23 protein-coding genes are annotated in these 25,045 nt (G+C 45.7%); 3 read left to right on the top strand and 20 right to left on the bottom strand.

All coding sequences use genetic code 11. The features are described from left to right. Window positions 1–16: 16 nt before the first annotated feature. Window positions 17–1,420 carry a TIGR00366 family protein gene (locus B5G11_RS14680; protein WP_087168576.1) on the bottom strand — a complete coding sequence of 468 codons (1,404 nt, stop codon included), beginning with the start codon at window positions 1,418–1,420 and terminating at the stop codon, window positions 17–19. 3 nt (window positions 1,421–1,423) lie between these two features. Then, window positions 1,424–2,653, bottom strand: coding sequence for a M20 family metallopeptidase (locus B5G11_RS14685; protein ID WP_087255143.1), 1,230 nt, complete (start codon window positions 2,651–2,653; stop codon window positions 1,424–1,426). A 184-nt stretch (window positions 2,654–2,837) separates the two neighbouring features. Between B5G11_RS14685 and B5G11_RS14690 the strand changes: the two genes are divergently transcribed. Continuing rightward, complete coding sequence (locus B5G11_RS14690; protein WP_087168578.1) at window positions 2,838–3,110, top strand: hypothetical protein; 273 nt, start codon at window positions 2,838–2,840, stop codon at window positions 3,108–3,110. A gap of 63 nt (window positions 3,111–3,173) precedes the next feature. Here B5G11_RS14690 and B5G11_RS14695 read toward each other — a convergent pair whose 3' ends face one another. The 3 genes from B5G11_RS14695 to B5G11_RS14705 all read right to left on the bottom strand — a co-directional run bounded on the left by B5G11_RS14695 (window position 3,174) and on the right by B5G11_RS14705 (window position 5,365). Next, a complete protein-coding gene (locus B5G11_RS14695; RefSeq protein ID WP_087168579.1) occupies window positions 3,174–3,878 on the bottom strand; it encodes a YoaK family protein in 705 nt (234 codons plus the stop codon). A 154-nt stretch (window positions 3,879–4,032) separates the two neighbouring features. Continuing rightward, a complete protein-coding gene (locus B5G11_RS14700; protein WP_087255146.1) occupies window positions 4,033–4,359 on the bottom strand; it encodes a sporulation initiation factor Spo0A C-terminal domain-containing protein in 327 nt (108 codons plus the stop codon). A gap of 103 nt (window positions 4,360–4,462) precedes the next feature. Beyond that, a complete protein-coding gene (locus B5G11_RS14705; protein ID WP_087255149.1) occupies window positions 4,463–5,365 on the bottom strand; it encodes a DegV family protein in 903 nt (300 codons plus the stop codon). 143 nt (window positions 5,366–5,508) lie between these two features. Here B5G11_RS14705 and B5G11_RS14710 point away from each other — a divergent pair, with 143 nt between their 5' ends. Then, window positions 5,509–6,111: a TetR/AcrR family transcriptional regulator gene (locus B5G11_RS14710; protein WP_087168581.1), complete on the top strand. Its 603-nt coding sequence runs from the start codon at window positions 5,509–5,511 to the stop codon at window positions 6,109–6,111. Here the strand turns inward: B5G11_RS14710 and B5G11_RS14715 are convergent. From B5G11_RS14715 to argS, 15 genes are all read right to left on the bottom strand, one after another. Continuing rightward, window positions 6,068–7,210 carry a hypothetical protein gene (locus tag B5G11_RS14715; RefSeq protein WP_087255152.1) on the bottom strand — a complete coding sequence of 381 codons (1,143 nt, stop codon included), beginning with the start codon at window positions 7,208–7,210 and terminating at the stop codon, window positions 6,068–6,070. The two genes, B5G11_RS14710 and B5G11_RS14715, sit on opposite strands and share 44 nt — an antisense overlap. A gap of 13 nt (window positions 7,211–7,223) precedes the next feature. Continuing rightward, window positions 7,224–8,015: an alpha/beta hydrolase family protein gene (locus B5G11_RS14720; RefSeq protein WP_087168583.1), complete on the bottom strand. Its 792-nt coding sequence runs from the start codon at window positions 8,013–8,015 to the stop codon at window positions 7,224–7,226. Between the two features lie 106 nt (window positions 8,016–8,121). Then, window positions 8,122–10,704, bottom strand: coding sequence for an FAD-dependent oxidoreductase (locus B5G11_RS14725; protein ID WP_087255155.1), 2,583 nt, complete (start codon window positions 10,702–10,704; stop codon window positions 8,122–8,124). Between the two features lie 129 nt (window positions 10,705–10,833). Continuing rightward, window positions 10,834–11,592 (bottom strand): hypothetical protein, encoded by a 759-nt coding sequence (locus B5G11_RS14730; protein WP_087168585.1) that lies wholly within the window; start codon window positions 11,590–11,592, stop codon window positions 10,834–10,836. A 13-nt stretch (window positions 11,593–11,605) separates the two neighbouring features. Continuing rightward, window positions 11,606–12,292, bottom strand: a complete 687-nt coding sequence (locus tag B5G11_RS14735) for an ABC transporter ATP-binding protein (protein ID WP_087168586.1) — start codon at window positions 12,290–12,292, stop codon at window positions 11,606–11,608. Beyond that, window positions 12,289–12,654, bottom strand: coding sequence for a GntR family transcriptional regulator (locus B5G11_RS14740; protein WP_087168587.1), 366 nt, complete (start codon window positions 12,652–12,654; stop codon window positions 12,289–12,291). The genes B5G11_RS14735 and B5G11_RS14740 overlap by 4 nt, the downstream gene beginning before the upstream one ends. Window positions 12,655–12,829: 175 nt before the next feature. Beyond that, window positions 12,830–14,173 (bottom strand): MATE family efflux transporter, encoded by a 1,344-nt coding sequence (locus B5G11_RS14745; protein WP_087255158.1) that lies wholly within the window; start codon window positions 14,171–14,173, stop codon window positions 12,830–12,832. Between the two features lie 4 nt (window positions 14,174–14,177). Further along, on the bottom strand, window positions 14,178–15,215 hold the full coding sequence (locus tag B5G11_RS14750) for a hypothetical protein (RefSeq protein WP_087255160.1): 1,038 nt from the start codon (window positions 15,213–15,215) through the stop codon (window positions 14,178–14,180). A gap of 9 nt (window positions 15,216–15,224) precedes the next feature. Beyond that, window positions 15,225–16,520, bottom strand: a complete 1,296-nt coding sequence (locus tag B5G11_RS14755; RefSeq protein WP_087255162.1) for a hypothetical protein — start codon at window positions 16,518–16,520, stop codon at window positions 15,225–15,227. A 167-nt stretch (window positions 16,521–16,687) separates the two neighbouring features. Further along, window positions 16,688–17,608, bottom strand: coding sequence for a translation elongation factor Ts (tsf, locus tag B5G11_RS14760; protein WP_087255165.1), 921 nt, complete (start codon window positions 17,606–17,608; stop codon window positions 16,688–16,690). Window positions 17,609–17,641: 33 nt separating this feature from the next. Next, window positions 17,642–18,397: a 30S ribosomal protein S2 gene (gene rpsB / locus B5G11_RS14765; RefSeq protein ID WP_087169689.1), complete on the bottom strand. Its 756-nt coding sequence runs from the start codon at window positions 18,395–18,397 to the stop codon at window positions 17,642–17,644. Between the two features lie 180 nt (window positions 18,398–18,577). After that, a complete protein-coding gene (locus B5G11_RS14770; protein WP_087255168.1) occupies window positions 18,578–19,834 on the bottom strand; it encodes a C40 family peptidase in 1,257 nt (418 codons plus the stop codon). 187 nt (window positions 19,835–20,021) lie between these two features. Then, complete coding sequence (locus B5G11_RS14775) at window positions 20,022–20,915, bottom strand: CPBP family intramembrane glutamic endopeptidase (protein WP_087255171.1); 894 nt, start codon at window positions 20,913–20,915, stop codon at window positions 20,022–20,024. Beyond that, a complete protein-coding gene (locus tag B5G11_RS14780) occupies window positions 20,905–22,071 on the bottom strand; it encodes a DHHA1 domain-containing protein (protein ID WP_087255174.1) in 1,167 nt (388 codons plus the stop codon). The genes B5G11_RS14775 and B5G11_RS14780 overlap by 11 nt, the downstream gene beginning before the upstream one ends. Before the next feature lie 4 nt (window positions 22,072–22,075). Then, window positions 22,076–23,842 (bottom strand): arginine--tRNA ligase, encoded by a 1,767-nt coding sequence (gene argS / locus B5G11_RS14785; RefSeq protein ID WP_087255177.1) that lies wholly within the window; start codon window positions 23,840–23,842, stop codon window positions 22,076–22,078. A gap of 166 nt (window positions 23,843–24,008) precedes the next feature. Between argS and B5G11_RS14790 the strand changes: the two genes are divergently transcribed. Then, entirely contained in the window at window positions 24,009–24,911 is a 903-nt protein-coding gene (locus tag B5G11_RS14790; protein WP_087255180.1) for a deoxyribonuclease IV, read from the top strand. Window positions 24,912–25,045: the final 134 nt, after the last annotated feature.

Raw genomic sequence — 25,045 nt, forward strand, 5'->3', positions numbered from 1 at the left:
ACACCATTTCATTCCACTAAAAAGGTCCGTATCCGATCTGATTGGCAATCACTACCAGAAGAAATGCTGCTGCCATCATAGACACGTAAATTTTCCAACAGAACTTCATCCAGGCGCCATATCCTACTTTACAAAGTGAAAGCTGCACAAGACTTCCTCCCGGCCAGAAGCTGTTGGTAATCCCGTCACCGTACTGGTAGGTCAATACAAGCACCTGTTGATTAATATGAAGAATCTTTCCAAGCGGCTGAAGAATCGGCATAACCATAACTGCTTTACCGCTTCCGGATACCACAAAAAAATTAAATAGCGTAACAAATACAAAGATGGTAAGCAGTGCAAAAAACGGGCCTTTGTTTTCCAGAAAAACAGACATCCCATGGACAATCGTATCCATAATGCATGCCTGATTCATCAGTACCATAACTGCCTGTGCAAGTCCTACCGCAAATGCAGCGCCAAACACACGGACAGCCCCCTGACAGAACAGGTCACATGCCTTACTTGGATTCATTCGGAAGATAATCACGAGCGCAACACCAAGTATAAGATAAACTGCCGCGACCTGAGGGAATGACCACCCAAACCGGGTACATCCGATCCCCTGAACAACAATGACAATTCCAAACGCAAGAAGTCCAAGAACTCTCGGAACAGTCATTTTCTCTTTGATTTCCTCTCTGTCTTTTCCGGACCGGCTAAGGTATTCTTCTTTTAAAATACTGGTGTTCGGATTCTTCTTGATCTTTCTGCAGTACCGGTAAAGACCGGTCAGACCGATCAGATAAAACACAAGAAGTCCCGCACACCGGTAGGCCATTCCGGAAAAAATCGGCAGCCCTACGATCTGCTGTGCGACTCCGGTCGTAAACATATTCATCAGACCGGCCGTAAATCCTACTGTACTTCCGACAATCGCAAGACCGGCTCCTACCATCCGGTCATATCCCAGAGCAAATCCGATTGTGATGGCAAGCGGATAAAACGGATATGCCGCCTCTCCATAACCCAGAACCCCGAAGATTACAAAAATTGTATAAAAAATGAAAACGACAGAAAACTCTTTTCCTTTTGTCTTTTGCAGAATCTTTTCGATGCCGGCCGCAAATGCGCCGCTCACTTCAAGAAAGTAAATCACCCCGGAACAGATAAAAAGTGTTCCCATAATCGACGCACCGTTTACAAATCCATTATAGACAGCCTCGAAATAGTTCATAAACGTAATCGGATTCTCATTTTCCACATATCGGAAAGTATCCGGATCAATGATGTTCATGCCGGAGAGTGTATCCTCAACTCTCTCGTAGCTTCCGCTTGGTATCATATAAGAAAGCGCTGTAATCATCAGCATAATAAAAAGTAAAATAATAAAGACATGAGGCATATGAAAGCCTCTTGATCCTTTTCTGGTCTGATTCATGTTTTACTCCTCGTTCCTTTTTTTCTTCAGCCATGACACAGCCGCATCCGCGTAGATGGCTGCCCCGATCGGTAAAACCTCCTCGTCAAGTACCATGTGTGCATTGTGAAGCGGGGCATTCCCCTCTTTTCCCGCCCCGATAAACACAAACATTCCCGGTACTTCTCTTGTGACATATCCAAAATCTTCTGTCCCGCTCATCGGCGGAATTTCCTCTACATTTTCTCTGCCTGCAGTCTCTTCTAGAAAAGGCAGCATTTCTTTTACAAATTTTCTGTCGCTGTATGTACACGGCGTCTGAAATGCTGTCATTTCATAATCCCCGTTCCAGGCCCGTACATAATGGTCAATGACCTCCGGAATCCGTCTGCGTAGATGCTCCGATGCTCCTAAATCCAGAGTACGGACTCCAATATGGAGTTCTGCTGTATCAGGAATGATATTGACAGCTGTTCCTCCCTTTACGACTCCGCAGGTCAGAGTTGCCATGGCAGCCGGATCCACCTCTCTTGTCACAAGCAGGTTGACTGCCTGATATACCTGATTCAAAATCATCAACGGGTCCACGCAGATCTGAGGCTGGGAACTGTGTCCGCCTTTTCCTTTGATTTTTACAATAAAGGTATCAAGCGATGCAGAATTTACCCCTCTGCAGTAACCGACCCGCCCTGTTTCCTGAAGAGGCTGCACATGCAGTCCGAAAGCCGCATCAACATCCGGATTTCTCAAGGCGCCTCCCGCGACCATCATCTTTGCCCCCGCGCCCGTCTCTTCTCCCGGCTGAAATAAAAGCTTGACGGATCCGCAAAGTTCACTCTCCATTTCTTTCAAAATTCCTGCGGCCCCAAGAAGCATGGCTGCATGACTGTCATGTCCGCACACGTGTCCGTATCCATTCGTAGAACAATACGGAAGGCCCGTCTCCTCACGGATCGGAAGTGCGTCCATATCCGCCCTTAAAAGAATACACGGACTTCCCTGTCCGATCACTGCCGTAATTCCTACTGCTTTTTTCATCTCCGGAAATCCTGCTTCCATATAATCTGCAGTCATTTTTTCCGAAAGTTCTCCTCCACAGAAGTTCCATTTAATTCCCATCTCTGAGAGACGTTCACCGATATAGGAAACCGTCCCGGGAAGATCCATTCCGATTTCCGGATTCTGATGCAGGTATCTTCTGTCCCTGCAGATCTCTTCCCTCTTCTCTTGTGCACGCTTTCTAATCTGATTCATTCTTTCACTACTCCTTTTTTCTGGCGTTTCCCATATCTCCCATACATCCATCTTTTATTCTACACGATCCGGGCAAAATGTAAAATGTTTTTTTCTTCCGAAGACCATACTCAGAACAGAAGATCTCATATTGTACTTTTCTTTGGTCCATGTTATAGTAAAACAAAAAAGGAGCATATACGGTATGAAAGTCATTATTTATGGTTCTGATATTTGCGGAGACTGCCTTGATACAAAAGCATACTTAAAAGAGCATGCAGATGACAGTATCCAGTACAATTATTTTGATATTACAAAGTCAACAGCAAATCTGAAACGTTTTCTGAAGCTTCGCGACACAATGGATCTTTTTGAAGAAGTCCGGAACGGACATACGATCGGGATTCCTCTCTTCCAGTTCGAAGATGGAACCTACACATTGGATCCTGAAGAGGCTTATAAGAAAATGGAGATCTGATTTTCTTTCGCTGCGATTGTAAAGACAAACAAAACAGACTGCCCCGCAGTCTGTTTTTTATCGTTACGAACAGGAAACGGAATCCTGCTCCCGTGTATATGCTTTTCCCCTCACATCCTGAATCACAAGGAGCACTGCCCCTGCCAGAAGAGGAATGCTCCCGAACCAGACACTGTGAATTCCATACTGCAGCCATATCAGATAACAAAACCCGACACCAATATGAAAACTGAGAAGCGTACCTCCAAAAACAAGAGCCTTTTCCGCTTTCTCTTTACGGACTTTCTCTTCTTTTCTATATAGGAAGTATTCTGTTATGGCAAAGACGGTCTGTTTTAGATTATTTGTAGAAAAAATCGTGGAGCTTGTATATCCTTTTGCTCCCTGAAACACACACCACTGAAAAGCCGTGACAAAAAAAACCGGATAAAGCGCCATCACCGGATCCATATTCTCCGGAAAATATCCAACTGCCAGAATTGCAGAAGCGTCCAGAAAAATTGCCAGATACTTCAGATTCCATTGTACTTTTTTTGCGAGAACCGCCGCAACGACCATTGCGCTCATGTATACCAACAGTGCCGCCACCCTGGTCAGCACCTCCTCCGGATTCCTTCCCAGAACACTGCACACCAGCTCAATCAAGTTTGCTGTCTGCGCAGATCCGAACACCTTCATCCTTGCAAGTATGGCATATGCACCTACAAATCCTCCGAATACCGCCATGATAAAATGTACCGGCAGCTCAAACTCATTTGCTCTTTCCACAAAACCGCCCCCTGACTTCCACCTATTATAATCATCTTTTTTCTATTTGTAAAGCGTCCACCCTCCATTTAGAATAATTTTGGGGACGTGTACCGTTACACCGGAACACGTCCCCAAATATGATGTATGCGATTCTTTTAGTCCTTATCCCTCATCAGCTATGAGTTTTGATGTAGAAGGCGAACATGTCTATAAACTCTGCATTTGTTGGAATTCTTGTTATATTACAGCCCGCAATTTTGCTGAAGCCTTCCGGCCCGCTCTGCCTCCAGCATACTTCTATCGCTGTCCGGATATTCCGCTCTACACTCTGCGGAGTCACCTTCATCCTGAATGCCACCTCCGGATAAATATTCTTCGTTACATTCAGCATGAGGTTGTCGTTTTCCAGTACGATCTTTGTTGCCTCGGCCAGCTGCTGATATCCCTGATATTTTGAAGTCAAACCCAAACTTCTCAATGTTTCGTAAATCAGCTGCATGTTTTCCTCCTTCCAACCTCTGCTACTATCATAACGACTTTCTTTGAAAATAACAGGAAAAACTACACTTATCGACAAAATGCTGCTGAAAAACGACAAAAAGCTACATTCCTTTTTTCCATCGCTTCAATAGTCCGGTACCAAGAGGATATGGTCCGGTATGTACACCAATGGTGGCACCGATCTGAATATCTTCCCACTGTGCCACATGAAAACCGGCTTCTTCCAGTCTTTCCGCCAGCTGTTTTTTAAACTGCTCATACTCTTCCACCCACAGTCCGACTCCTGTCACAATATAATAATCCTCCGTATGAATGTCATGCTCTTCCATGTATGTCTCCATTTTTTCGATGAGCTTTAAAATTGATTTCTTCCTCCCCCGGCAAAGCTCTGCCGGTCCGAGCTCTCCGTCATAAAACTGCAGAAGAGGCTTGATCTTCAGCACGCTTCCTGCGACAGAAGCAGCTTTTCCGATTCTTCCACCATGTTCCAGATATTTTAAATCATCTGTTGTAAAGAAAATATGACCGCTTTTACGAATTTCCCCCAGACATCTGACTGCCTCATCGAGGGATTCTCCCGCATTACGGATTTCCACAGCTGCTTTTACAAGCATTCCCTGTAATGCAGTTGCAAGGGCCGAATCCAGAATCTCAATTCTTGCCCCCTCATACTGCTCTTCCACTACCTGTTTTGCATTGATGGCAGCCTGCATGGAGCCGCTCAGCTTCTTGGAAAGGCAGATACATAGTACCGGCATTCCGTCTTTGACAAATGGGACAAATGCATCCACATAGTCCTGAACAGATGGCATGGATGTCTTTGGAAAGCAGTCCGGATTGTCTGCCATCTTCTGATAAAAATCCGGAATAGAGATCTGGTTTCCCTCCTGATAATAATTTTCTCCGTCAAAAGAAATATAAAATGATACTATCTGTACCTGTTCCGCCTGCAAATATGCCTCAGGCAGATCACAGGAACTGTCACTTACAATACCAAACTGCATGATCCATCCTCCCGTATCTCTTGCTTTTCCCCAGTTTTTCTGCTAAACTACTGGCATATTACTAAATGTTACAATTGTAACATTTGCTTTTAGGGAAAGCAAGATACTTTTACATTTTTGTTACAAATCAGGAGGTTTTGTTCATGAATTCATCCAGCCGGGTACGCAAAGGCCCTTCTTTTACAAAACGCTGCATCATGGATGCGCTTTTGCAGCTGATGCACACAAAGGATTATGACGACATCACCATTACCGATATTACTGAAAGAGCCGGTGTATCCCGGATGTCCTATTACCGCAATTATCATTCCAAAGATGAGATTCTGATGGACTATATGTTTCGCATCATTAAAGAATATGCTTTGTCGCTTGCCAATGATTTTCCAGAACTTCAGAACGGCTTTCAGACTTATGATCACATTCTCCACGGTCTGCGCTATCTTCAGAAATATGCAGACTATGCGCTTTGCCTGAAAAAATCAAACCGCTCCGAAATCATCCTGCACGGTCTGGACTTTTATATGCTGACCATTGCGGGTATGGCAGATTCGGATTCCCCGAGGAAATACGAGCTCTACTACTATTCCGGAGCGCTTTATAATATTTTTCTGCACTGGATTGAGGATGGTATGAAGGAGGATATCGAAGTTATTGCTTCACTGATTTACCGTCATATTCAGAAAAACCCGTTTCTCTCCTCAGCTAATCAAGATTCTTCAGGACATCCTTCAGATCAACCGAAATAATCCGGTCGACACAGTTGACCGGGATGCCGCGGTAAACATAAGCACCGGATTCAAACAGCATATAGAGCCGTCCATCCTGAATACAGATCTGTTCCATACGGTTGGGAAGCGAAAAGCTTTTAATCTCTTCTTTCTTCTTCAGACTGTATTTCTCTGATTCAATGACAGATCTTTCATAAATACGGAGTTTGGAATCTGAAAATCCGTAGGACTGGGAAAGGAACAGATAGTTTCCGAACACCTCCAGTCCCTGAACCTGAGAAAGAATATCCGCCCATTCCTGGTCAATTGCAACATTGCTGAACAGTTCCCTCTCTCTGTTCAGCTCCTCATATTCCTCCTTATTCTGTTCATTGATTTCAAAATCCACCGAATACCGATTGATGATGCTGTCCCCGGAAAGAGAAAAATATCCAGCATAAAGGCTCCCTCCCCGAAATGCCATGAAAGAATTTCTTGCAAGCCCCTCCAACACATGGGTTTCCAAAAATGGAAGGGGCTTTTTTGTCTTGTCATACTGATAGTTTTCCAGAGCTTCCATTGTATACAAGCTTACCGCTGCCTCCCCGTTTAGCATATCTGAAACCCACAGCACCTGATTCAGGTTGTCATATGCAATGCCGCCGGCATGAGTCCTGTTTGGCATAATAATTTCTTTTACAAACCGCCCGGATTTTTTGTCAATCTGATACAGTACGGAATTGTGTTTTTTAGTATGGCAGTACGCGCTTACAAAAATAGAGTCTTCCGTCACATCCATTCCCTGCGGCGTCATGGAAGTGCAGATGTCTGACTGACCTGTTTTACTGTTTACCGTTCTGGTGGATTTCAGGCCAGGAATAATATAAGTACCAAAATTCTGTTCGAGAGAGAGGTGTTCCACCATCTCTTCTGTAAAGAAATCATCATATTGCATAAGAATTTCGGTCACTTCTGATAATGTATGAACGGCGGGAGCCGCATTGGTCCGATCCAGTACGGCAACCGGTTCATTCGCCTTGCGGTAAACACCAAAATAAAACACGACACAGCCAATCAGAAGAACAGCCGCTATCAGCAGGTTTTTCCAGGTGACTCCTTTCGCTTCTTGTGGTTTCATTCTTTTCACTTCTTTATTTTATCCACCATTCCAGAATCGTCTGAATCTGCTCATCCCAGTATTTCCACTGGTGATCTCCGCTGGAACTTGTGGTTGTAACTTCATATCCGAGCCGCTTCATTTCTTCCCACATATCCAGGTTGTTCTGATACAGGAAATCCTCCGTCCCGCACCAGGCAAACAGCCTTGGCTCCGGTTTCTGTTCTTCTTTCAGTTTCTTTGCCAGATATTTCAGATCATTTGACGATCCGGCAATCCTGTCCGGATTTCCAAAGATTCCTTCCCAGAAACCGGACGGTTTTCTCGCAATGTCCGCAGCCTCTTCTTTTACCCTTCTTGCTACATCCAGTACTCCGGACATAGATGCCGCTGCACCGAATGTCTCCGGTGCTCCAAGGCCAAGTTTCCACGCTCCGTATCCTCCCATGGAAAGTCCGGCTGCCAGCGTATCCTCCCTCTTTTCCGACAACTGTGGAAAAAATTCACGGCAGATTTTTGGAAGCTCCTGTGAAAAAAAAGTCCAGTAAGGAAGTCCGTATTTCGTATCTGTATAAAATCCAAGCCCTGCATCCGGCATAACTACCGCAATCCCGTATTCACTGACATATCGTTCAATGGACGTCCTCCGCTGCCAGGTTGTATGATCATCACTCATTCCATGGAGCAGATAGACTGTTTTGTATTTTCCAGCCTTTGCATTTCCTTTCATTCCAATCTGACTGGTCGTATTCTGCGGAAGGATCACATCCATATTCATACACTTTTCCAGAACTTCCGAGAAAAAATCCACATGTAATAATGCCATTTCCTTCTTCCTCCTTTTCCTCGCTTTTCTTACTTTTAATTATAGCTTAAAAACAAGAGCAGGGACACAGTAAAATACTGCATCCCTGAACTCTTCTCCTTCATCCTTAACAGGTTGCTCCGCCTTTCAAATGTTTCTGTGCAGCCAGATTTTCCTGCTTTCTTTCAAGAAGTTCATCAGAAAGAAGCTGACTCTGTACGTTTTCAAATCCGAGACGTTCAATCGTATCGGCAAAACGCTCTCCGGTAATTCCCTGTTCACGGAAGAGAAGAATTGCCTTTTCTACAACATCCAGTACTTCTTCTTCACTTGTAAATACCCTTTCCAGAGCACGTCCGTGAGCCACTTTCTTGCCCCATCTTCCTCCGATGTAAACTCTGTATCCTTCCGTCTCCGTATTCACTGCGCCAAATGGGCATTTCCCCACACAACGTCCGCAGTGATTACACTGACTTCCATCGATCCGGATCTTTCCGTCTTCCATCCTTGCCACATGGATCGGGCAGTTGTTTTCCACCTGGCAGACTTTACAGCCGCGGCACCTGGAGAGATCCACAGCCGGAACTCTCTGCCCGATAATTCCAAGATCATTAAGATCCGGTTTCACACAGTTATTCGGACATCCGCCTACCGCAATCTTGAACTTGTGCGGAAGCTTCACCTGATTGTAGCCGTGATAAAACCGCTCATGGATCACTTCCGACAGATGGAAGGTATCAATCAGTCCATACTGGCAGGTCGTTCCTTTACAGGATACCACCGGACGTACCTTCGATCCGGTACCGCCCGTTTCCAGTCCTGCATCCGCCAGGAATTCCCGCAGCGGTTCGATATTCGCATATGGTACTTTCTGAATCTCAATGGTAAGCCGGGAGGTCATGGTGATTTCCCCGCTTCCGAACTTCTCTGCCGCCTCGGCAATTACACGGCTTTCCTCCGCGGTAATCTTTCCGTTTCGTGTGATGACGCGGGCGTTAAAGCAGTCCTCGGTCCGCTTATCCTGAAGAAATCCCAGAGCCTTTACTCTCGTAATATCTTCCGGGGAAACCTTGAATTTTACCCCTTCTACTTTGACATCATTAAAGTACTGGGCACCTTCAAGCACGACTGTGTTTGTATATCCATATGCCTTTAACCGGTTCTGAAGGAAATAGCTTCTTTTGCCTTTCAGGCAGACAAGCAGCAGCTTTTCGTCTTTGTCAAGCCCGTCAATCGGTCCGTTGACTGAGGAAAGATTCACATAAAATGCTCCTGCAATCTGCGGATTCGGGCAGACATCTACCACCTTATAGCCTTTTGCTTTTCCTTCGGCATACTCCGCCGGAGTCATGCTGACCATTTCTCCGCTGATTTTGTTTTCCAGAATATACGCTGCCTGTACAAGCGGATGGATCGCCGTGGAAAACGGCGGCGCATAGGCCAGATCCAGATTTTCCAGATCTTCCAGCCGGGCATCCATCGCAATTGCCGTTGCGGCAATATCTGTCATCTTATCTGCTGCTCCGGCCCCAAGCACCTGGATTCCAAGAAGTTTGTGGGTTGTACGGTCTGCAATCATCTTTGTCGCAAAGGAATCTGCATCCGGATAATAATGGGCTTTATCATCTGTCACGGCAAGAACCGTTTCTACATCATACCCTGCTTCCTTTGCCTGCACCTCGGTAAGGCCGGTTCTTCCTACATTCATTCCCGGGAGCTTTACGACGCCTGTCCCAAGTACGCCCGGATAGTTCTTTTCTTTTCCGGCAAGAATCTGTGCCAGTGTTCTTCCTTCATAGTTTGCGGAAGATCCCATGGCTGACCACTGCGGTTTCCCGGTAATTCGGTTCTTTACGACAACGCAGTCTCCTGCTGCGTACACGTCCGGAAGGTTCGTCCTCATCTGTCCGTCCACTACAATGGTTCCTCTGTCCATCTTAATTCCGCTGTCTTTCAAAAATGCAGTATTCGGACGGATTCCGATTGAAACAACGACCATATCTGACTGAATCGTTCCCTGATCCGTCTGAATACCGGACGCCTTTTCCCCGCCAAGTACTGCTTTCAACGCAGTGCCTGTCTGAATCCGGATTCCCTTCTTCTGAAGATGGCGCTTCGCATAGGCCGCCATTTCCGGGTCCAGAACATTTGGCATGATCTGAGGCGCCATATCAATGACCGTCACTGCAATTCCTTTGGCATGCAGGTTTTCCGCAATTTCCAGTCCGATGAAACCGCCTCCTGCCACCACCGCACGTCTGACCTCATGCTCCTCCATATAGGACCGCATATTTTGGGCATCCTCCGGTGTCCGCATCTGAAATACCCCCGGAAGGCGGATTCCCGGCACATCCGGGACAATGGCAGACGCTCCGACAGCAAGAATCAGGTTGTCGTAGGTATACTCCTCTTCCGTGCCGTCATCCAGATTTTTTACATGTACGGATTTCCGTTCCGGATCAAGACCAACCGCCTCTCTCCCGGTCAGCACCTGCACACCTGTCAGACCTGCAAATTTTTCCGGTGTATTAACAATCAGCTCCTCTTCTGTTTCAATCAGTCCTCCTACATAATATGGAAGACCACAGCCTGCATAGGAGATCTCTCTGCTTTTTGTAAGCAGGGTCACCTCTGCGCTGCGGTCTTCTCTTTTCAGTTTTGCAGCAGCCTTAGTTCCGGCCGCGACACCTCCGATCACGAGTGTTTTCATTTCTTCTTTTCCTCCTGTGGATGAATCTCTTTCTTTTCCAGTGTTACATCCATTATATACCCGAATCACACTCGTGACATATTATGATTTTTAATTATATTATAAGTATTTTTTATGATCTTCCTTCTATCAGACACTCAGCTTCTCATCTGCAATCCATCCGGTCAGGAAAAATGCCAGGACTGTCATGACAATATAGAAAATGTAGTCAAATAGGCTGACTCCGCCCATCCCGCCAAGCGGTGCCATATCAATGAGGGAATCGAAAAGTACATAGATCCTCTCAATCCCGATGTTGATCAGGAAGAATACGATCACTGCAATCACTCCTCCAAATCTTGCATTCAGCAGCACCGTTCTTGTCAGAATGATTGCGAGAAAACCTACCATCATTACATTAATCCAGGAGATCAGAAGAAGCAGGCAGACTCCGAAAAAAGCCCCCCAGTCAACATTACTGTTTGTGACTTCCTTAAAGAGCCGTCCCAAAGATCTCAAAAGATCTCCCAGAGATCCTTCACTTGCCGCTGTCACAGTGACGGTTACCACTCCTGCAGCAAAAAATGCAAGAAAGACAAATACCATCTGAAGAATTCCTGCAATCAGTTTTGCTCCAAGAATCTCGTATGTGGAATGCGGTACCATCCAGAGCATATAACTCTGCTTTGTCTTCAGGTCCCTGTTTAAAATCACCAGATTTTCAATTCCTACGTAAAAGATGCCAAACATCCCTGCGAATGTGATAATTAAAATACTGACCGCAACTATGGTTTCATTTTTGATCAGACCGCCGATTAAAAAAAGTACAATAAAAGCCAGAAGGCAGGCCAAGATCAAAATTCTAGTCAGTCTTTGCTTTCTCCATTCATACTTAATCAGATTTCCCATTTTCCTTCCCCCTTTACATCAGTTCCCTGTACAGATCAGCCGCGCTTCTTCCGGAACGCATTCGTTCTTCTTCTACGTCACATTCATAAATCACACTGCCGTCTTTCATAAAGATGGCGTGGTCGATAAAGGACTCAATCTCCTCAATCAGATGTGTAGAAATGATCACTGCATTTTTCTCGCTGACTGTTGTCAGAATGACATCAATAATCTCTTCTCTTGCCTTCAGATCGATACCATTTAGCGGTTCATCCAGCATGTACAGCATCGCTTTTCTCGAAAGCGTTGCGATCACCTTCAGCTTTGCCATCATACCGGTGGAAATCTCCCGCATTTTCATTTCTTCCGAGAGACCTACTTTAGCAATCAGATCGTGGAACTTTTTCTGATCAAATTCTTCAAAAAAGTCGCTGTAGTATTTTCCTACCATGCCGATATTCATAAAATCGTAGTAAAACGGCTCTGTTGACATGTAGGCAACCTGATTCTTCGCCCGGTAATTCCATGGAGCCCCGTCAAAAACAACTTCCCCCTGTGTCGGCTTGATAAATCCTGTCATCATCTTCATCCAGGTTGTTTTCCCGCTTCCATTCGGTCCAAGAAGCCCGTAAATTGATCCACTTCGTATCTTCAGCGAAACATCCTTTACCGCTTTCTTTCCCATAAATGCCTTGGTCAGTCTTCTGCTTTCTGCAATCATAACTCTTCCTCCTCATCAAATGCTTCTATCCGGGTAATGATTTCGTTTTTACTAAATCCAAGATCCAGCATTTCTTTTATAAATCCACTTAATAGTGCCTCTGCCATCTCTTTCCTTAACTCTTCCTGCATCTTTTCGTCCTCCGTAATGAAAGTTCCAAGTCCCCGCTTTGTATAACAATATCCTTCCGCTTCCATCTCTTTATAGATTCTTGCCGCCGTATTCGGATTCACCTTATAAAGAACGGCAAGCTCTCTGTTGGACGGAAGCTTTTCTCCGGGAAGCAGCTGTCTGCGGACGATCCGCTTTTTAATATCTCTGATAACCTGCATGTAGATCGGTGCTTCAACACGATATTCCATTTTTGTCCTCCTTTCTGTATCAGTGAACTAGTTAAATAGTACACTAGGATATTATGTTTGTCAATCTGCTTCGACCAATCTTTCGTTTTTCTTAATAATCTTCATAAATGCGCAAAAAAGCTCCGGTCTGAATGTCCTGTGTATCGGACAGTTCAATACCGAAGCTCTCTTTGTCTTAAAAGGCATACAGCCAGTTTGCCCTTTTATAGTAGATAAAAAATGCGACAGAACTCAAAGTCCATGTCAGCGGATAGATCCAGTAAACTACCGCAATGGACGGAATCAAAATCGACACGCCTGTCAGCACCGCCACACGGATCACGCACCAGAAAATCATCATGACAATCATAGGTATAACTGATTTGCCGGCTCCTCTCAGTACCGCCGCTATAGAGTGCGAATACGCCAGCAGGAAGTAGAACAGCGCAGATGTCCGTGCCCTCTCGGTTCCAAATACAATCACTTCCGGTGTCCGGTCAAATGCCCCAACAAAAACAGGGGCAGCAAGAAAGATCACGATTCCTACTATTTCCGCAAGGATCATGGCACAGGCAATACCGAATCTTGCACCCTTTTTCGTGCGCTCATAATTCTTCGCTCCCAGATTCTGACTGACAAATGTGGTAAGTGCCATTGTGAAGCTGGTGATCGGCAGGAATCCGAACCCCTCGATTTTGGAGTATGCTCCGCATCCTGCCATGGCCATTTCGCCAAAGGAATTGATATTGGACTGTACTACAACATTTGCAATGGCGATGATGGAATTCTGAAATCCGGATGGAAGACCGAACTGAATCACCTGTTTAAAGATATCCCATTCAAACCGGATTTTCCGCAGGTTCAGCCGGTATTCCGCTTTGGACCGCATCAACTGGATCATACAGAGTACAGCGCTGACCACCTGAGAAATATCGGTAGCAAAGGCAGCTCCGCCCACTCCCATATCAAATACCGTAATAAACACAATATCCAGAACTACATTAATTATGGATGACAGAATCAGATAATACAATGGATGTTTGCTGTCTCCCACTGCCTGCAGGATTCCTACGAACATATTGTACATGACAAATCCCGCGGATCCCATAAAGTAGACCCGGAAATATTCCGTTGACTCCGGCATGACATTAGCCGGCGTCTGCATCCAGACAAGAATCTGAGGGGCAAAGAATACTCCGACAATCGTCAGGACGATACTTGCCACGATTCCGAAAGCTACCGTTGTATGTACTGCCTTCTCCACGTTCTCCTGGTCTCTTGCCCCAAAATATCGCGCAATCACAACTCCTGCTCCAAGTGCGATTCCATTGAAAAATCCGATCATCAGATAGATCAGATTTCCTGACGAGCTGACCGCAGCCAGCGCATTGCTTCCAAGAAAATTACCGACTATCAGCGAATCTGCTGTATTATACATCTGTTGAAACAGATTGCCCAGAAAAATGGGCACTGCAAAAAAAGTAATCTTCTTCCAAATTGATCCCTCAGTCATTAGTGTGGCGGAATCACTCTCTCTCATACCATCATTCCCCTTTCTCTTTCCATATTCTTTCGTATGACTGATACTTCTCTTCCATCTCAGCACGTCTTGCTTTCGGCATATGAGGAATTGCCTCTTTCAGTTTTCCAAGCGTCTCTTTCAGGGCACCCCAGTCCTCTTTTGCCTTCAGCGCTTCTGCCTCCCATACAAGATAATACGCCTCTTCCTCCGGCCGTTTCTTCATACACGCAAGCAGGTCCAGCGCTTTATCGTATTCCGAGCTCTGGCAGAGTGCAATCGGAAGATAGATCTGCAGTGTCGGAATCATGCTTTCCCACCGTCTTTTGGCCCTGCTGTAGTAGCACAGGAAAAAAATAATCATCTCTCTGCTCTGCTGCCTTTCCACAAATTCTGACAGAATTCTTGCCGTGTGGATACTGTCTCTTCCGCAAAGCCACGCAAATCCCACTGCAATGACCAGTCCAAGGAACCAGATCTGCCAGTTCCCTCTAATATTCGCCGCCAGGCCTGCAATCAGTCCCACGGCCAGAAGTCCAATACACCATCTAAGCTCCCAGATCTGCATTTTTACCAGAAGAGTCTTCTGCACCTGCTCATCAATCCGGGGGGCTTCTGTAAGCTGAGTCTGATCGCGGCATTCAGGGAACAGCCCCATCAGTGTCTTTTTCATCTTTTCTTCCTGCAACCGTCTGCTTTTTCTGCTGAACAGGCTCTGCCAGATAAAAACCAGAGCCGCACACAGTACAATTCCGGCAGTCCTGAACTGAAAACCCAACGGCTGATACCGGAATACATAAAGGGCCACCCCTGTGGAGACAAGTGCAGCACTCCCTTCCGCAAGAGCCATCTTCCAGGTTTTGTATTCTTTCTGTCCTTCTTCTCCAAAGCTTCTCACAAATGCAGTCATGAAAAACAGTGCGGCACATCCTCCTGCAAAAGCGGAGTAAAGGCCTTCCCGTCTTGCCCCATACTGAAAAAACAGGATTCCTCCTTCAAATAAAAGCATTCCCGCAAGAAACAGCGAAAGAATGCAAAGTAATCTCCAAATTTTCTTCGTCATCTTGTCCTCCTATCCTGCTTCCTGCAAAGAATCTGTGATTTCTTTTTCAAATGTAAACTGTTCTCCATCCTCGGACCGGAACAATGCTTTGATCAGATTTCCCTGATCCGTATAATCTCCATCGTCCCCCTGCCCAACGACCATATAATAAACACCGTTTTCCAGATAGAACTGCTCCACCTGGTCAAATGGATTGTATCCCATCTTTTCGATAACCGCATCCGCCTGAGGAAGCGTGATTTCCTGCCAGGTCTGTCCCTGATCGACAGTCCGGTAAAATACACTCTGCTCTTGTCCGGATGCATAATATCCTGTCTGAGCATCGACCCAGAACGCGGCACTTACATTGGTCATCATGCTCTCGCCAGTGGAAATCTGTCTCCATGTTTTCATATCGTCCGTCATCCAGATCCCATAATAATCCGTTCCGAGCGACCGGTCCATAGCAAAAACCGCCACACAGCCATCTCCGATTCTTGACAGGTACGTACCCGCTTTATATCCCAGATCTGTGATCCTGCTCTCCTGCCAGACTGCTCCCTGATCGATACTGTAAATCATAACAGTCCCCTCACTGTCAAATCCGAGAAATGCGGTAAACTCCGGAGATATCAGATAACTTCCATCCTCCAGGTTTTCATCATACAGGCCGTTTGTCTCCCGGCAGACTCTTTCATAGCCATCCGGTACCTCTGAAAAGGTCTCTCCGCCGTCATAGGTAACATAAAGCACTCCGTCATCAATATAATAGGTCTCTTCTCTGTCTGTCCGCATCGCATAATGCTGGGTTTGAGGTGTCCGGATCTCCTCCTGAAATTCCGGAGACTGAATCTGATAATCCACCGGACGCATTTTTTCCGTAATCTTATAGATTCCGTTTTCCTCCTCCAGTCTTACTACCATCTGTCCCAGGTAAAGATATCTTGAATCAATACCGGACAGGGCGTGGTCCGCTCCCTGACCACCCAGATACACCAGTTCCAGATTCTGAATAATTTCACTGTTCACAGCGGCCGGTACCATGGTGTAATCCAGCTGCACATAACCATTGCCGTCCAGCACTTCCACCTGATTCAGAACGGCATCGTAAATCCGGTATTCGTACGGCACATTCATTCCCTGAAGCGCATCTGTATAATCTGAAAACCATTCCCGGCATGCTTCATCCTCGGATTTTCCAACACCGGCAATTTCCGAACCAATAATCTCAGGTATCTCAAACTGATTCCAGCGAAATTGCGTCCAGGCTCCACAAAGGAGCACCGCTCCTGCAAGGCAGAGAATCCCCGCAGCCAATCGTTTCATCCTTCATCTCCTTTTTACTTTAAGTCGCTGTCACTTTAAGTCACTGTCTTGGAACATTATATCACCTTTTGTTGTGTTATAAAAGCGGTCAATTTTATTCGATACAAAAAAGCCCTTGAAAATCCCGCAAAACGGGTATCTTCAAGGGCCTTAATACTTTTTAAAAATTACATACCAGCCTGAGCTGCTACTTCTGCTGCAAAGTCGTCAACTTTCTTTTCGATTCCTTCGCCTGTTTCAAAACGAACGAATTTCTTAACAGTAACTTCTGCGTTGTTCTCTTTTGCAACTTTTTCTACATATTTTCCAACTGTCAGGTCGCTGTCCTGAACGTATACCTGATCTAACAGACAGAACTCTTTGAGTTCTTTGTTGAGACGTCCGATGATCATCTTTTCGATAATGTTGTCCGGCTTGTTCGGATTTTCTTTCTTAGCCTGAGCAAGAAGGATTTCTTTTTCGTGATCCATGAATTCCTGAGAAACTTCATCACGGGATACATACTTCGGAGACATAGCTGCTACCTGCATTGCTACGTTCTTTAAGCATGCTTTGATTTCATCGTTTACAACGTTTGTATCAGCTTCTACAAGAACACCGATTCTTCCGCCGCCGTGAATGTATGCAACAACGCATCCTTCAGATGTGATTTTCTCAAATCTTCTGATGTTCAGTTTTTCTCCGATCACAGAGATCTTTTCTGTCAGAGCATCCTGAACTGTCTTGGACGGATCTGCATTCCATGCCTCAGCCATGAATGCGTCCATATCAGCTGCATCTGTATTCAGAGCCTGATTTACTACAGCATCAACAAATCCCTGGAACTCTGCGTTCTTTGCAACGAAGTCTGTTTCAGAGTTTACTTCTACGATTGCTGCTACCTTGTCATCTTTTACAGCTGCTTTAACAAGACCTTCTGCTGCAATTCTTCCAGCTTTCTTTTCAGCCTTTGCCTGACCATTTTTTCTTAAATATTCAACGGCTGCGTCCATATCGCCGTTTGTTTCACTAAGAGCTTTTTTACAGTCCATCATTCCTGCGCCTGTCATTTCTCTTAATTCTTTTACCATGCTTGCTGTAACTGCCATTTTGCTTTCCTCCTGAATCTTAGTCGAAATGGATTATTCTTCTACAGTTTCTTCTGCCTCTTCAACTGCCTCTGTATCTTCGCCTTCGAATACTTCTTCGCCAGTTGCTCCCTGATTTGCTTCTACAACAGCGTCTGCCATCTTGGAAACGATCAGTTTAACTGCTCTGATTGCATCGTCATTTCCCGGGATTACATAATCCAGTTCTTCCGGATCACAGTTTGTATCAGCGATACCGATCAGCGGAATTCCAAGTGTATGTGCTTCCTGAACACAGATTCTTTCTTTCTTAGGATCTACTACGAAAATAGCGTCAGGCAGTCTCTTCATGTTCTTGATACCGCCAAGGTTTTTCTCAAGTTTTTCCCATTCTTTCTTTAATGCGATAACTTCCTTCTTCGGAAGCACGTCAAATGTTCCGTCTTCAGCCATTGCTTCGATCTCTTTTAAACGCTCGATTCTGCTCTGGATTGTCTTGAAGTTTGTCAGCATACCGCCAAGCCATCTTTCGTTTACATAGAACATTCCGCAGCGCTCTGCTTCTGTTTTGATAGCATCCTGAGCCTGTTTCTTTGTTCCTACGAAAAGGATTGTGCCGCCTTCTGCTGCGATATCGGATACTGCCTGATAAGCCTCATCTACTTTTCCAACGGATTTCTGTAAGTCGATGATGTAGATTCCGTTTCTCTCTGTGTAGATGTACTCAGCCATCTTAGGGTTCCATCTTCTTGTCTGATGTCCAAAGTGAACACCGGCTTCCAAAAGTTGTTTCATTGAAATAACGCTCATGTTTCTTCCTCCATATTTGTGGTTTTTTACTTCCGCATGTTTCTGCCTTCCGGAACCGCGCTTTTGCCGGCACCGCCGAAAGTAACCGCATGCGTGTTTTTTTGCAACATTCGTAGTATAACATAGAAAAAACGGCCATGCAAGCCGTTTTTTCATGAATTCTTATATTTTACGTTGATTTTACCAGTATCTTCTGTACCATGGGCTTCCGTAAACGCTCTGAACCTTTACGACATCTCCCGGCTGCGGTGCGTGAATCATCTGTCCGCCTCCGATATAGATACCAACATGTCCAACATAGCATACGACATCTCCCGGCTGCGGGCTGGATACCGCCTTTCCGCCTGCTCCAAGAGCAGAAGATGTTCTCTTTACGCTGATGCCAGCCACACTGTGGCAATATTTTACAAGACCGGAACAGTCAAGTCCTGATCCCGGTGTGTTGCCGCCCCATACATACGGTGTACCAAGACAGCTTCTTGCAGCGCTTACAATCACACTTGCAGCACTTGCATTGCTTGTGCTGGATCCGCCTGAACTGCTGGAACTGGATCCGGAACCTGTACTCGGTTTTGATGTGCTGCTTCCGCTGTTAGATGTTCCACTATTAGAACTTCCACTGCTGGAACTTCCGCTGTTAGAACTTCCACTGCTGGATGTCGTATTCCCCGAGGATGAGCCAGAGGATGTATTGCTGTTCTGGTTTCCCGATGAACCTGACTGGCTGGAAGTCGTATTGGAACTGGAAGAGCTTTCCGCCGCTGCTGCAGCCGCTTCCTCCTGCGCCTTTCTCCGGGCTTCCTCTTCCGCCTTTCTTCTTGCCTCTTCTTCTGCTGCTGCCTGCGCAATCGCTGCCTGAAGCTCCTGATCAAGATTTTCTACTTCTGCCTGTTTCTCAGCCAGTGTCTGACTTAATTGTTCTTTCTGGCTTTCGAAAGATGTCTGCATCTCTTCCAGATTTGCAAGATCTTCTTCCAGGGTCTTTTTCAGGTTTTCAATCTTTTTTGTTGTTTCTACATATTCCTGAAGCTTTTCTCTGTCGTAATTATGTACGGTTTCAATATAGTCTGCCTGATTCAGAAAGTCTGCAATGCTGTTTGATGTAAACAGATCTTCCAGAGCTTTCGTATCGCCCTGTTCATACATATATTTAATCCGGACTTTCATCGACTCATACTGCTGCTGCTGTTTTTCCTCAGCTGCGGCGAGATCTTCTTTCGCCTTCTGGATTTCCTCTCCTTTGCTGACCAGCTTTTCTTCTGTCTCAGAAATCTTGGAAACCATCGTCTGAAGCTGTGCCTGTACAGACTCGACTTCTTTTTCTTTCTGTTCCTTTTCAGCTTTGATTTCATCGGTATTCGGTGCCGCATAAACCGGAGTTGCAAGCATTGAGCTAGCCATCAATGCTATCACCAGTCTCTTCCCAAATTTGTTCATTCTCTTCTCTCCTGTCTAAAACTGCATGTCCGAACTCTTTCGGTCCTTCTTTTTTCACTACAAGGTCTAGTATATCTTATTCTTCTATTCTTTGCAATGTTTTTTAATAATTTTGTAACATTTTTTATGACTATTCCTTCATACAGCCTGAAATCAATGAAATACGTCCAATTCGCACGCCTGAAATCTATGGCTGGCCATGCCCGCTTTTTTTTGTGTTCTCCATATTTCGAATCTGTACAAAGAACACAGACGCCGCAAATGCACAGACAACAGTAATAATTCCCATCCTCAGCGGTGTCTGGAATATCCATTCATACGCATTCGTTTCCGTCAGAAGCACTGAGCCAAGATTTGCTGCACAGTGCAGCAAAACCGGTGCTTTGATACTTTTGTAAGTCTCATAGGCATATGACAAAAGCAGTCCGAATACAAACGCATACAGAAACTGTACAATATTTCCATGCACAACGGCAAAAATCAGCGCGGAAAACAAAATGGCTTTTCTGGCATCTACCATGTCCCGGATTCTTCTGAAAATAACTCCTCTGTACAGGCACTCTTCAAGAACCGGTACAATCACTCCGAGTCCAATCACTTCGATGATCACCGGTGAAGCGTAAAGTCCTGCTGACGTTGTCTGATAAGAAGCGCTGATGCTGCTGATATTGCTCAGAATCAGGATATTGTTCAGCGCAACTCCGGCTGTCACTCCAAGCAGAACTGCATACAGATAGGTCCATGCCGGTGTTTTGCCGGAATCCGGATCCGGTACCGTAAACAACCTTCGGTATTTCTCATCCTTTCTCATCATGTAGATATAAATTGGAAGCGCCAGCACTGCCGCCGCCGACGTAATTTCCGTCGAATGGCTCAGCGCAAATGTCAGTGTTTCTTCCATAAATGTCTGAAACGCAGTCTGGCTTTCATAGGCATGCAGCAGATCCTGTGCACGCGCAGCCAGATAAGCCGCGACAACAACAATATCCACAAGGAAATTGATCGCCCAGTAAATCAAAATCGGAATAATGATTCTCGCAAACGGATTTCCCGGCTGTCTGTTTGGCTGATTATTGAACATTGATTATCTCCTCAAAATATGCTTTGATTTCCTCTTCCTCACCTGTAAGAGAGCCCTGGATCATGCCCGGCTTTCCGCCGCCCCGTCCATGAAATCTCTCGTTCAGCTTTTTGCCCAGATCACGGATATCCCTTTTCTGGCTTCCGATTACATACTGGTACTGCTCGCCCCGTTTCAGGAAAACAGCGCACACAGCAACACTTCGTTCCAGAACGTGATTCATCAGTTCCCGGATGCTGGTCTGATCCAGATCCGTCTCAAACAGGCACTGGCTGTATGTTCCTTCCGGAACCTGCTGTGCCTTCAGGGCAGTCATTTTTCTCTGCAGTTCAATGATCTGATGCTTCTGGTTTTCATTTTCATCCTTCAGTCTCCTGACTGCCTCCGGAAGTTCATCTTCTTTTGCAGAAAGCATCGCCGAAATCTCTTTCATATCTTTTTCGCGTTTTTCATGATCTGCCAGAGCTCTGTCCCCGCTTACCATTGTCACGCGGACTCCACCCTTATAATTCATCATGGCGATCACTTTGATCTGTCCGATTTCTCCGGTAGAGCCGACATGGGTAGCGCAGCAGGCACACCGGTCATACCCCGGGATCCAGACAATGCGCACCTGACCGTCGATTTCAATCTTGCTTCGGTACTCCATTCCTTCCAGTTCTTCTTCGGACGGATAGAGAATCTGAACCGGGATATTCTGGTAAACAGCCCGGTTGGCCTCCTGTTCAATCTCTTCCATCTGCTCTTTTGTGACCGGTCCGTTAAAGTCCATGGTGCACAGATCATCTCCGAGATGAAATCCTACATTCTGATATCCGAACCGTTTATGTACCAGCCCGGACAAAATGTGCTCTGCTGTATGCTGCTGCATTCTGGAAAACCGGATCTTCCAGTCTATCTCTCCGTCGATCGTGCTTCCTGCTTCCAGCGGCTCTTCCGTATAATGGATGACTTCCCCGTCTTTCTCCTGTGTATCCGTCACCCGGATCCCGGAAAGCCATCCGATATCTCCATACTGCCCTCCGCCTTCCGGAAAGAAGGCGGTACGGTCCAGAATTACTTCATATCCATCCCTGCCGGATGCTTCCTGGCAGGAACGAACCGTTGCAGTAAAGGTTTTTGTATAGACATCCTGATTATACAGTCGTTCTGTCATAGTCCTACATCCTTTCCGGCGCTTCAAATCCAAGCAGATCGATGGAGGTCTCCAGAATCGTCCTTACCAGATCAAGCAGTGCGATATATCCCTGCTTCTTTTCTTCATCCTCTTCGCCAAGGATTCTGTTATCATGGTAGAAACGGTTGAAGCTGTTTGCCAGATCGTAAATGTAACCGCAGATCTTATGAGGAGCAAGCTCTTCATATGCCTGATCCAGGACTGCGGTAAATTTCGCTGCTTCCAGCATCAGCGCCCGCTCAGAATCAGAGTGCGGTGCTTTCACGGAACATGTATCCAGATTTCCTCCGTTTTCGGCGTATTTATTCAGGATGGATTTGATCCGGACAATGGTGTACAGAATGTACGGTCCTGTATTTCCTTCAAAAGAAGAAAATTTGTCCAGATCAAAGACATAGTCTTTGGATGCCTGGTTGGAAAGGTCTCCGTATTTTAATGCTGCAAGTCCGACCATCTGAGCTGTCTTTTCAGCCTCCTCCGGAGCAACTGTCCGGTTTTCCGCAATCTTCTGGGACATCTCTTCGTTGATTTCACGAATCAGATCGGAAAGACGCATGACACCGCCTGCTCTTGTCTTAAACGGCTTTCCGTCTTTTCCATTCATTGTTCCAAAACCGATGAAAGTCAGCTTGGTATCCTCCGGAACAATTCCCGTTTTCTTTGCGCAGCGGAATACCTGTACAAAGTGAAGTTCCTGACGCTTGTCTACCACATAGATTACTTCATCCGGCTGATAGAGTTCTTCTCTTTCCACAAGTGTGGCAAGATCTGTCGTATCATAGAGGGCTGCTCCGTCTGACTTCAGAATCATGCACGGCGGAATTTCCTTCGTATCTGTTTCTTCCTTGACATCTACCACGAGAGCACCCTGATCCAGATGGGCGAATCCTTTTTCTTTGAGCATTTCCACCATATCCGGAATATACGGCTGTGCATCTGCTTCTCCTTTCCAGAGGTCAAATGTTACATTCAGGTTTTCATAATTCTTTTTCAGATCGGCAATCGATACGTTCATGATGTGCTTCCAGAGTGCACGGTATCCTCTTCTGCCGTTCTGAAGCTCAAATGTCGCTTTCAGCGCTTCTTCTTTATACTCCTCGTGCTCCTTTGCATAGGCACTTGCATATGGATAGATCTCTTCCAGGTCATTGATTGTAAACGGTGCTTCTTCCGGATATTTGCCGGTGAACTGTTCGTCAAAATACGGAAGATCCGGATTCCGTTTCTGGAGTTCGGTAATGACAAGTCCCATCTGGTATCCCCAGTCTCCAAGGTGAACATCTCCGATAACCTCATGTCCTTTAAACCGCAGAATCCGTTTTAAACTTTCCCCAATTACTGCTGAACGAAGATGTCCCACATGAAGCGGCTTTGCCACGTTTGCGCCTCCGAAATCCATAATGATGCGTTTCTTCTGAGCTGCATGCTCTACGCCAAGCTGCCCGGACTTTCTCATCTCTTCTGCATAGGAAGAAAGAAACTCTTTTTTTACTTTCATATTGATAAATCCCGGATTTACCGCCTGTACATCCTCCAGTGCTTCACTCTCTTGAAGGTGAGTCAGTACGTCCCCTGCAATCATAATCGGAGCTTTGTGGTAGGTCTTAGCCGCTGCCATCGCTCCATTGCACTGATATTCACATAAATCCGGACGATTGGATAAGGTCACTTTCGCAAAGCTTCCGTCATATCCTGCTTTTTCAAATGCTGCTTTCATTTCCTCTTCCAGAAAATCTACCAGTTTTTTCATCTCATTCGTCCTTCTTTCTTTATTTCTCTGATTTTTATATAAAATTACGTTCCTTATATTCTAACATAGGAAAGAATCTCCAACAACCATATTTTTGAGCTCTTGCGCTTTTTTCTCTTTTAGTATATAATAACAGAAATCATTATTGTTTTGAGAGGAAATCACTATGACAAAAGAAAAAAGACAAACTCCGCTTCTCGGCTCCCATGTCGGGATGAGCGGAAAAGATATGCTGCTTGGTTCAGCCAAAGAAGCGGCCTCATATCAGGCCGATACCTTTATGTTTTATACCGGCGCGCCTCAGAATACAAGACGGAAAGACATCAGCGAGCTTCGTATCCCGGAAGCGTGGGATTTTATGAACTCCCATCACATTTCTGATATTGTCGTTCACGCACCTTATATTATCAATCTTGGAAATTCTGTGAAACCGGAGACCTTTCAGCTTGCGGTCGAGTTTCTCGCTCTGGAAATCGAGCGAACTTCCGCCTGCAGAAGCCACACACTCATTTTACATCCTGGTGCCCATGTCGGCGCCGGTGTGGATGCCGGGATTGCTCAGGTCATCAAAGGGCTTAATGAAGTACTGACAAAAGATACCCCTTGTCAGATCGCGCTGGAAACGATGGCAGGCAAAGGCTCAGAGCTTGGCCGCTCCTTTGAAGAGCTGGCCCGGATTTATAGCGGCGTCACCTATAATGAAAAGCTTCGTGTCTGCTTTGACACCTGCCACACACATGACAGCGGATATGACATCCGGAATGATTTTGACGGTGTCATCGAAACCTTTGACCGGATTCTCGGAAAAGACCAGATTGCTGTCTTCCATATCAATGACAGCAAAAATCCGCAGGGCGCACAAAAAGACCGCCATGCCAATATCGGTCAGGGCGAAATCGGATTTGAGGCTCTTGCTTCCATCGTACACCATCCGGATTTCATGGAAGTACCAAAGATTCTGGAAACACCTTATATCCCTTCCGTCGAAAATCCAAAGAAAACGCTCCCGCCTTACCGCCGCGAAATTGAGATGCTCCGAAACCGCAAGTTTTCTGAAGAACCTGCGTAACATTTCCCGGACAACAATAAAAAAGTGTCTTCGACACTTCAGCCCCCTAGCCCCCATTCATGGGGGAATTGGGGGTTTCTTTTTATGTGTTTTTCCTGCATAATAGACTTATGAATATATTACAAACCATTTTT

This window comes from Drancourtella sp. An57 (assembly GCF_002161525.1).
GTDB lineage: Bacteria > Bacillota > Clostridia > Lachnospirales > Lachnospiraceae > Sellimonas > Sellimonas catena.

Excerpts from the sequence above, each read along its gene's own strand:
- B5G11_RS14680 (WP_087168576.1), bottom strand. The coding sequence starts at position 1,420 with ATGAATCAGACCAGAAAAGGATCAAGAGGCTTTCATATGCCTCATGTC.
- B5G11_RS14685 (WP_087255143.1), bottom strand. The coding sequence starts at position 2,653 with ATGAATCAGATTAGAAAGCGTGCACAAGAGAAGAGGGAAGAGATCTGC.
- B5G11_RS14690 (WP_087168578.1), top strand. The coding sequence starts at position 2,838 with ATGAAAGTCATTATTTATGGTTCTGATATTTGCGGAGACTGCCTTGAT.
- B5G11_RS14700 (WP_087255146.1), bottom strand. The coding sequence starts at position 4,359 with ATGCAGCTGATTTACGAAACATTGAGAAGTTTGGGTTTGACTTCAAAA.
- B5G11_RS14705 (WP_087255149.1), bottom strand. The coding sequence starts at position 5,365 with ATGCAGTTTGGTATTGTAAGTGACAGTTCCTGTGATCTGCCTGAGGCA.
- B5G11_RS14710 (WP_087168581.1), top strand. The coding sequence starts at position 5,509 with ATGAATTCATCCAGCCGGGTACGCAAAGGCCCTTCTTTTACAAAACGC.
- B5G11_RS14715 (WP_087255152.1), bottom strand. The coding sequence starts at position 7,210 with ATGAAACCACAAGAAGCGAAAGGAGTCACCTGGAAAAACCTGCTGATA.
- B5G11_RS14720 (WP_087168583.1), bottom strand. The coding sequence starts at position 8,015 with ATGGCATTATTACATGTGGATTTTTTCTCGGAAGTTCTGGAAAAGTGT.
- B5G11_RS14725 (WP_087255155.1), bottom strand. The coding sequence starts at position 10,704 with ATGAAAACACTCGTGATCGGAGGTGTCGCGGCCGGAACTAAGGCTGCT.
- B5G11_RS14730 (WP_087168585.1), bottom strand. The coding sequence starts at position 11,592 with ATGGGAAATCTGATTAAGTATGAATGGAGAAAGCAAAGACTGACTAGA.
- B5G11_RS14735 (WP_087168586.1), bottom strand. The coding sequence starts at position 12,292 with ATGATTGCAGAAAGCAGAAGACTGACCAAGGCATTTATGGGAAAGAAA.
- B5G11_RS14740 (WP_087168587.1), bottom strand. The coding sequence starts at position 12,654 with ATGGAATATCGTGTTGAAGCACCGATCTACATGCAGGTTATCAGAGAT.
- B5G11_RS14745 (WP_087255158.1), bottom strand. The coding sequence starts at position 14,173 with ATGAGAGAGAGTGATTCCGCCACACTAATGACTGAGGGATCAATTTGG.
- B5G11_RS14750 (WP_087255160.1), bottom strand. The coding sequence starts at position 15,215 with ATGACGAAGAAAATTTGGAGATTACTTTGCATTCTTTCGCTGTTTCTT.
- B5G11_RS14755 (WP_087255162.1), bottom strand. The coding sequence starts at position 16,520 with ATGAAACGATTGGCTGCGGGGATTCTCTGCCTTGCAGGAGCGGTGCTC.
- tsf (WP_087255165.1), bottom strand. The coding sequence starts at position 17,608 with ATGGCAGTTACAGCAAGCATGGTAAAAGAATTAAGAGAAATGACAGGC.
- rpsB (WP_087169689.1), bottom strand. The coding sequence starts at position 18,397 with ATGAGCGTTATTTCAATGAAACAACTTTTGGAAGCCGGTGTTCACTTT.
- B5G11_RS14770 (WP_087255168.1), bottom strand. The coding sequence starts at position 19,834 with ATGAACAAATTTGGGAAGAGACTGGTGATAGCATTGATGGCTAGCTCA.
- B5G11_RS14775 (WP_087255171.1), bottom strand. The coding sequence starts at position 20,915 with ATGTTCAATAATCAGCCAAACAGACAGCCGGGAAATCCGTTTGCGAGA.
- B5G11_RS14780 (WP_087255174.1), bottom strand. The coding sequence starts at position 22,071 with ATGACAGAACGACTGTATAATCAGGATGTCTATACAAAAACCTTTACT.
- argS (WP_087255177.1), bottom strand. The coding sequence starts at position 23,842 with ATGAAAAAACTGGTAGATTTTCTGGAAGAGGAAATGAAAGCAGCATTT.
- B5G11_RS14790 (WP_087255180.1), top strand. The coding sequence starts at position 24,009 with ATGACAAAAGAAAAAAGACAAACTCCGCTTCTCGGCTCCCATGTCGGG.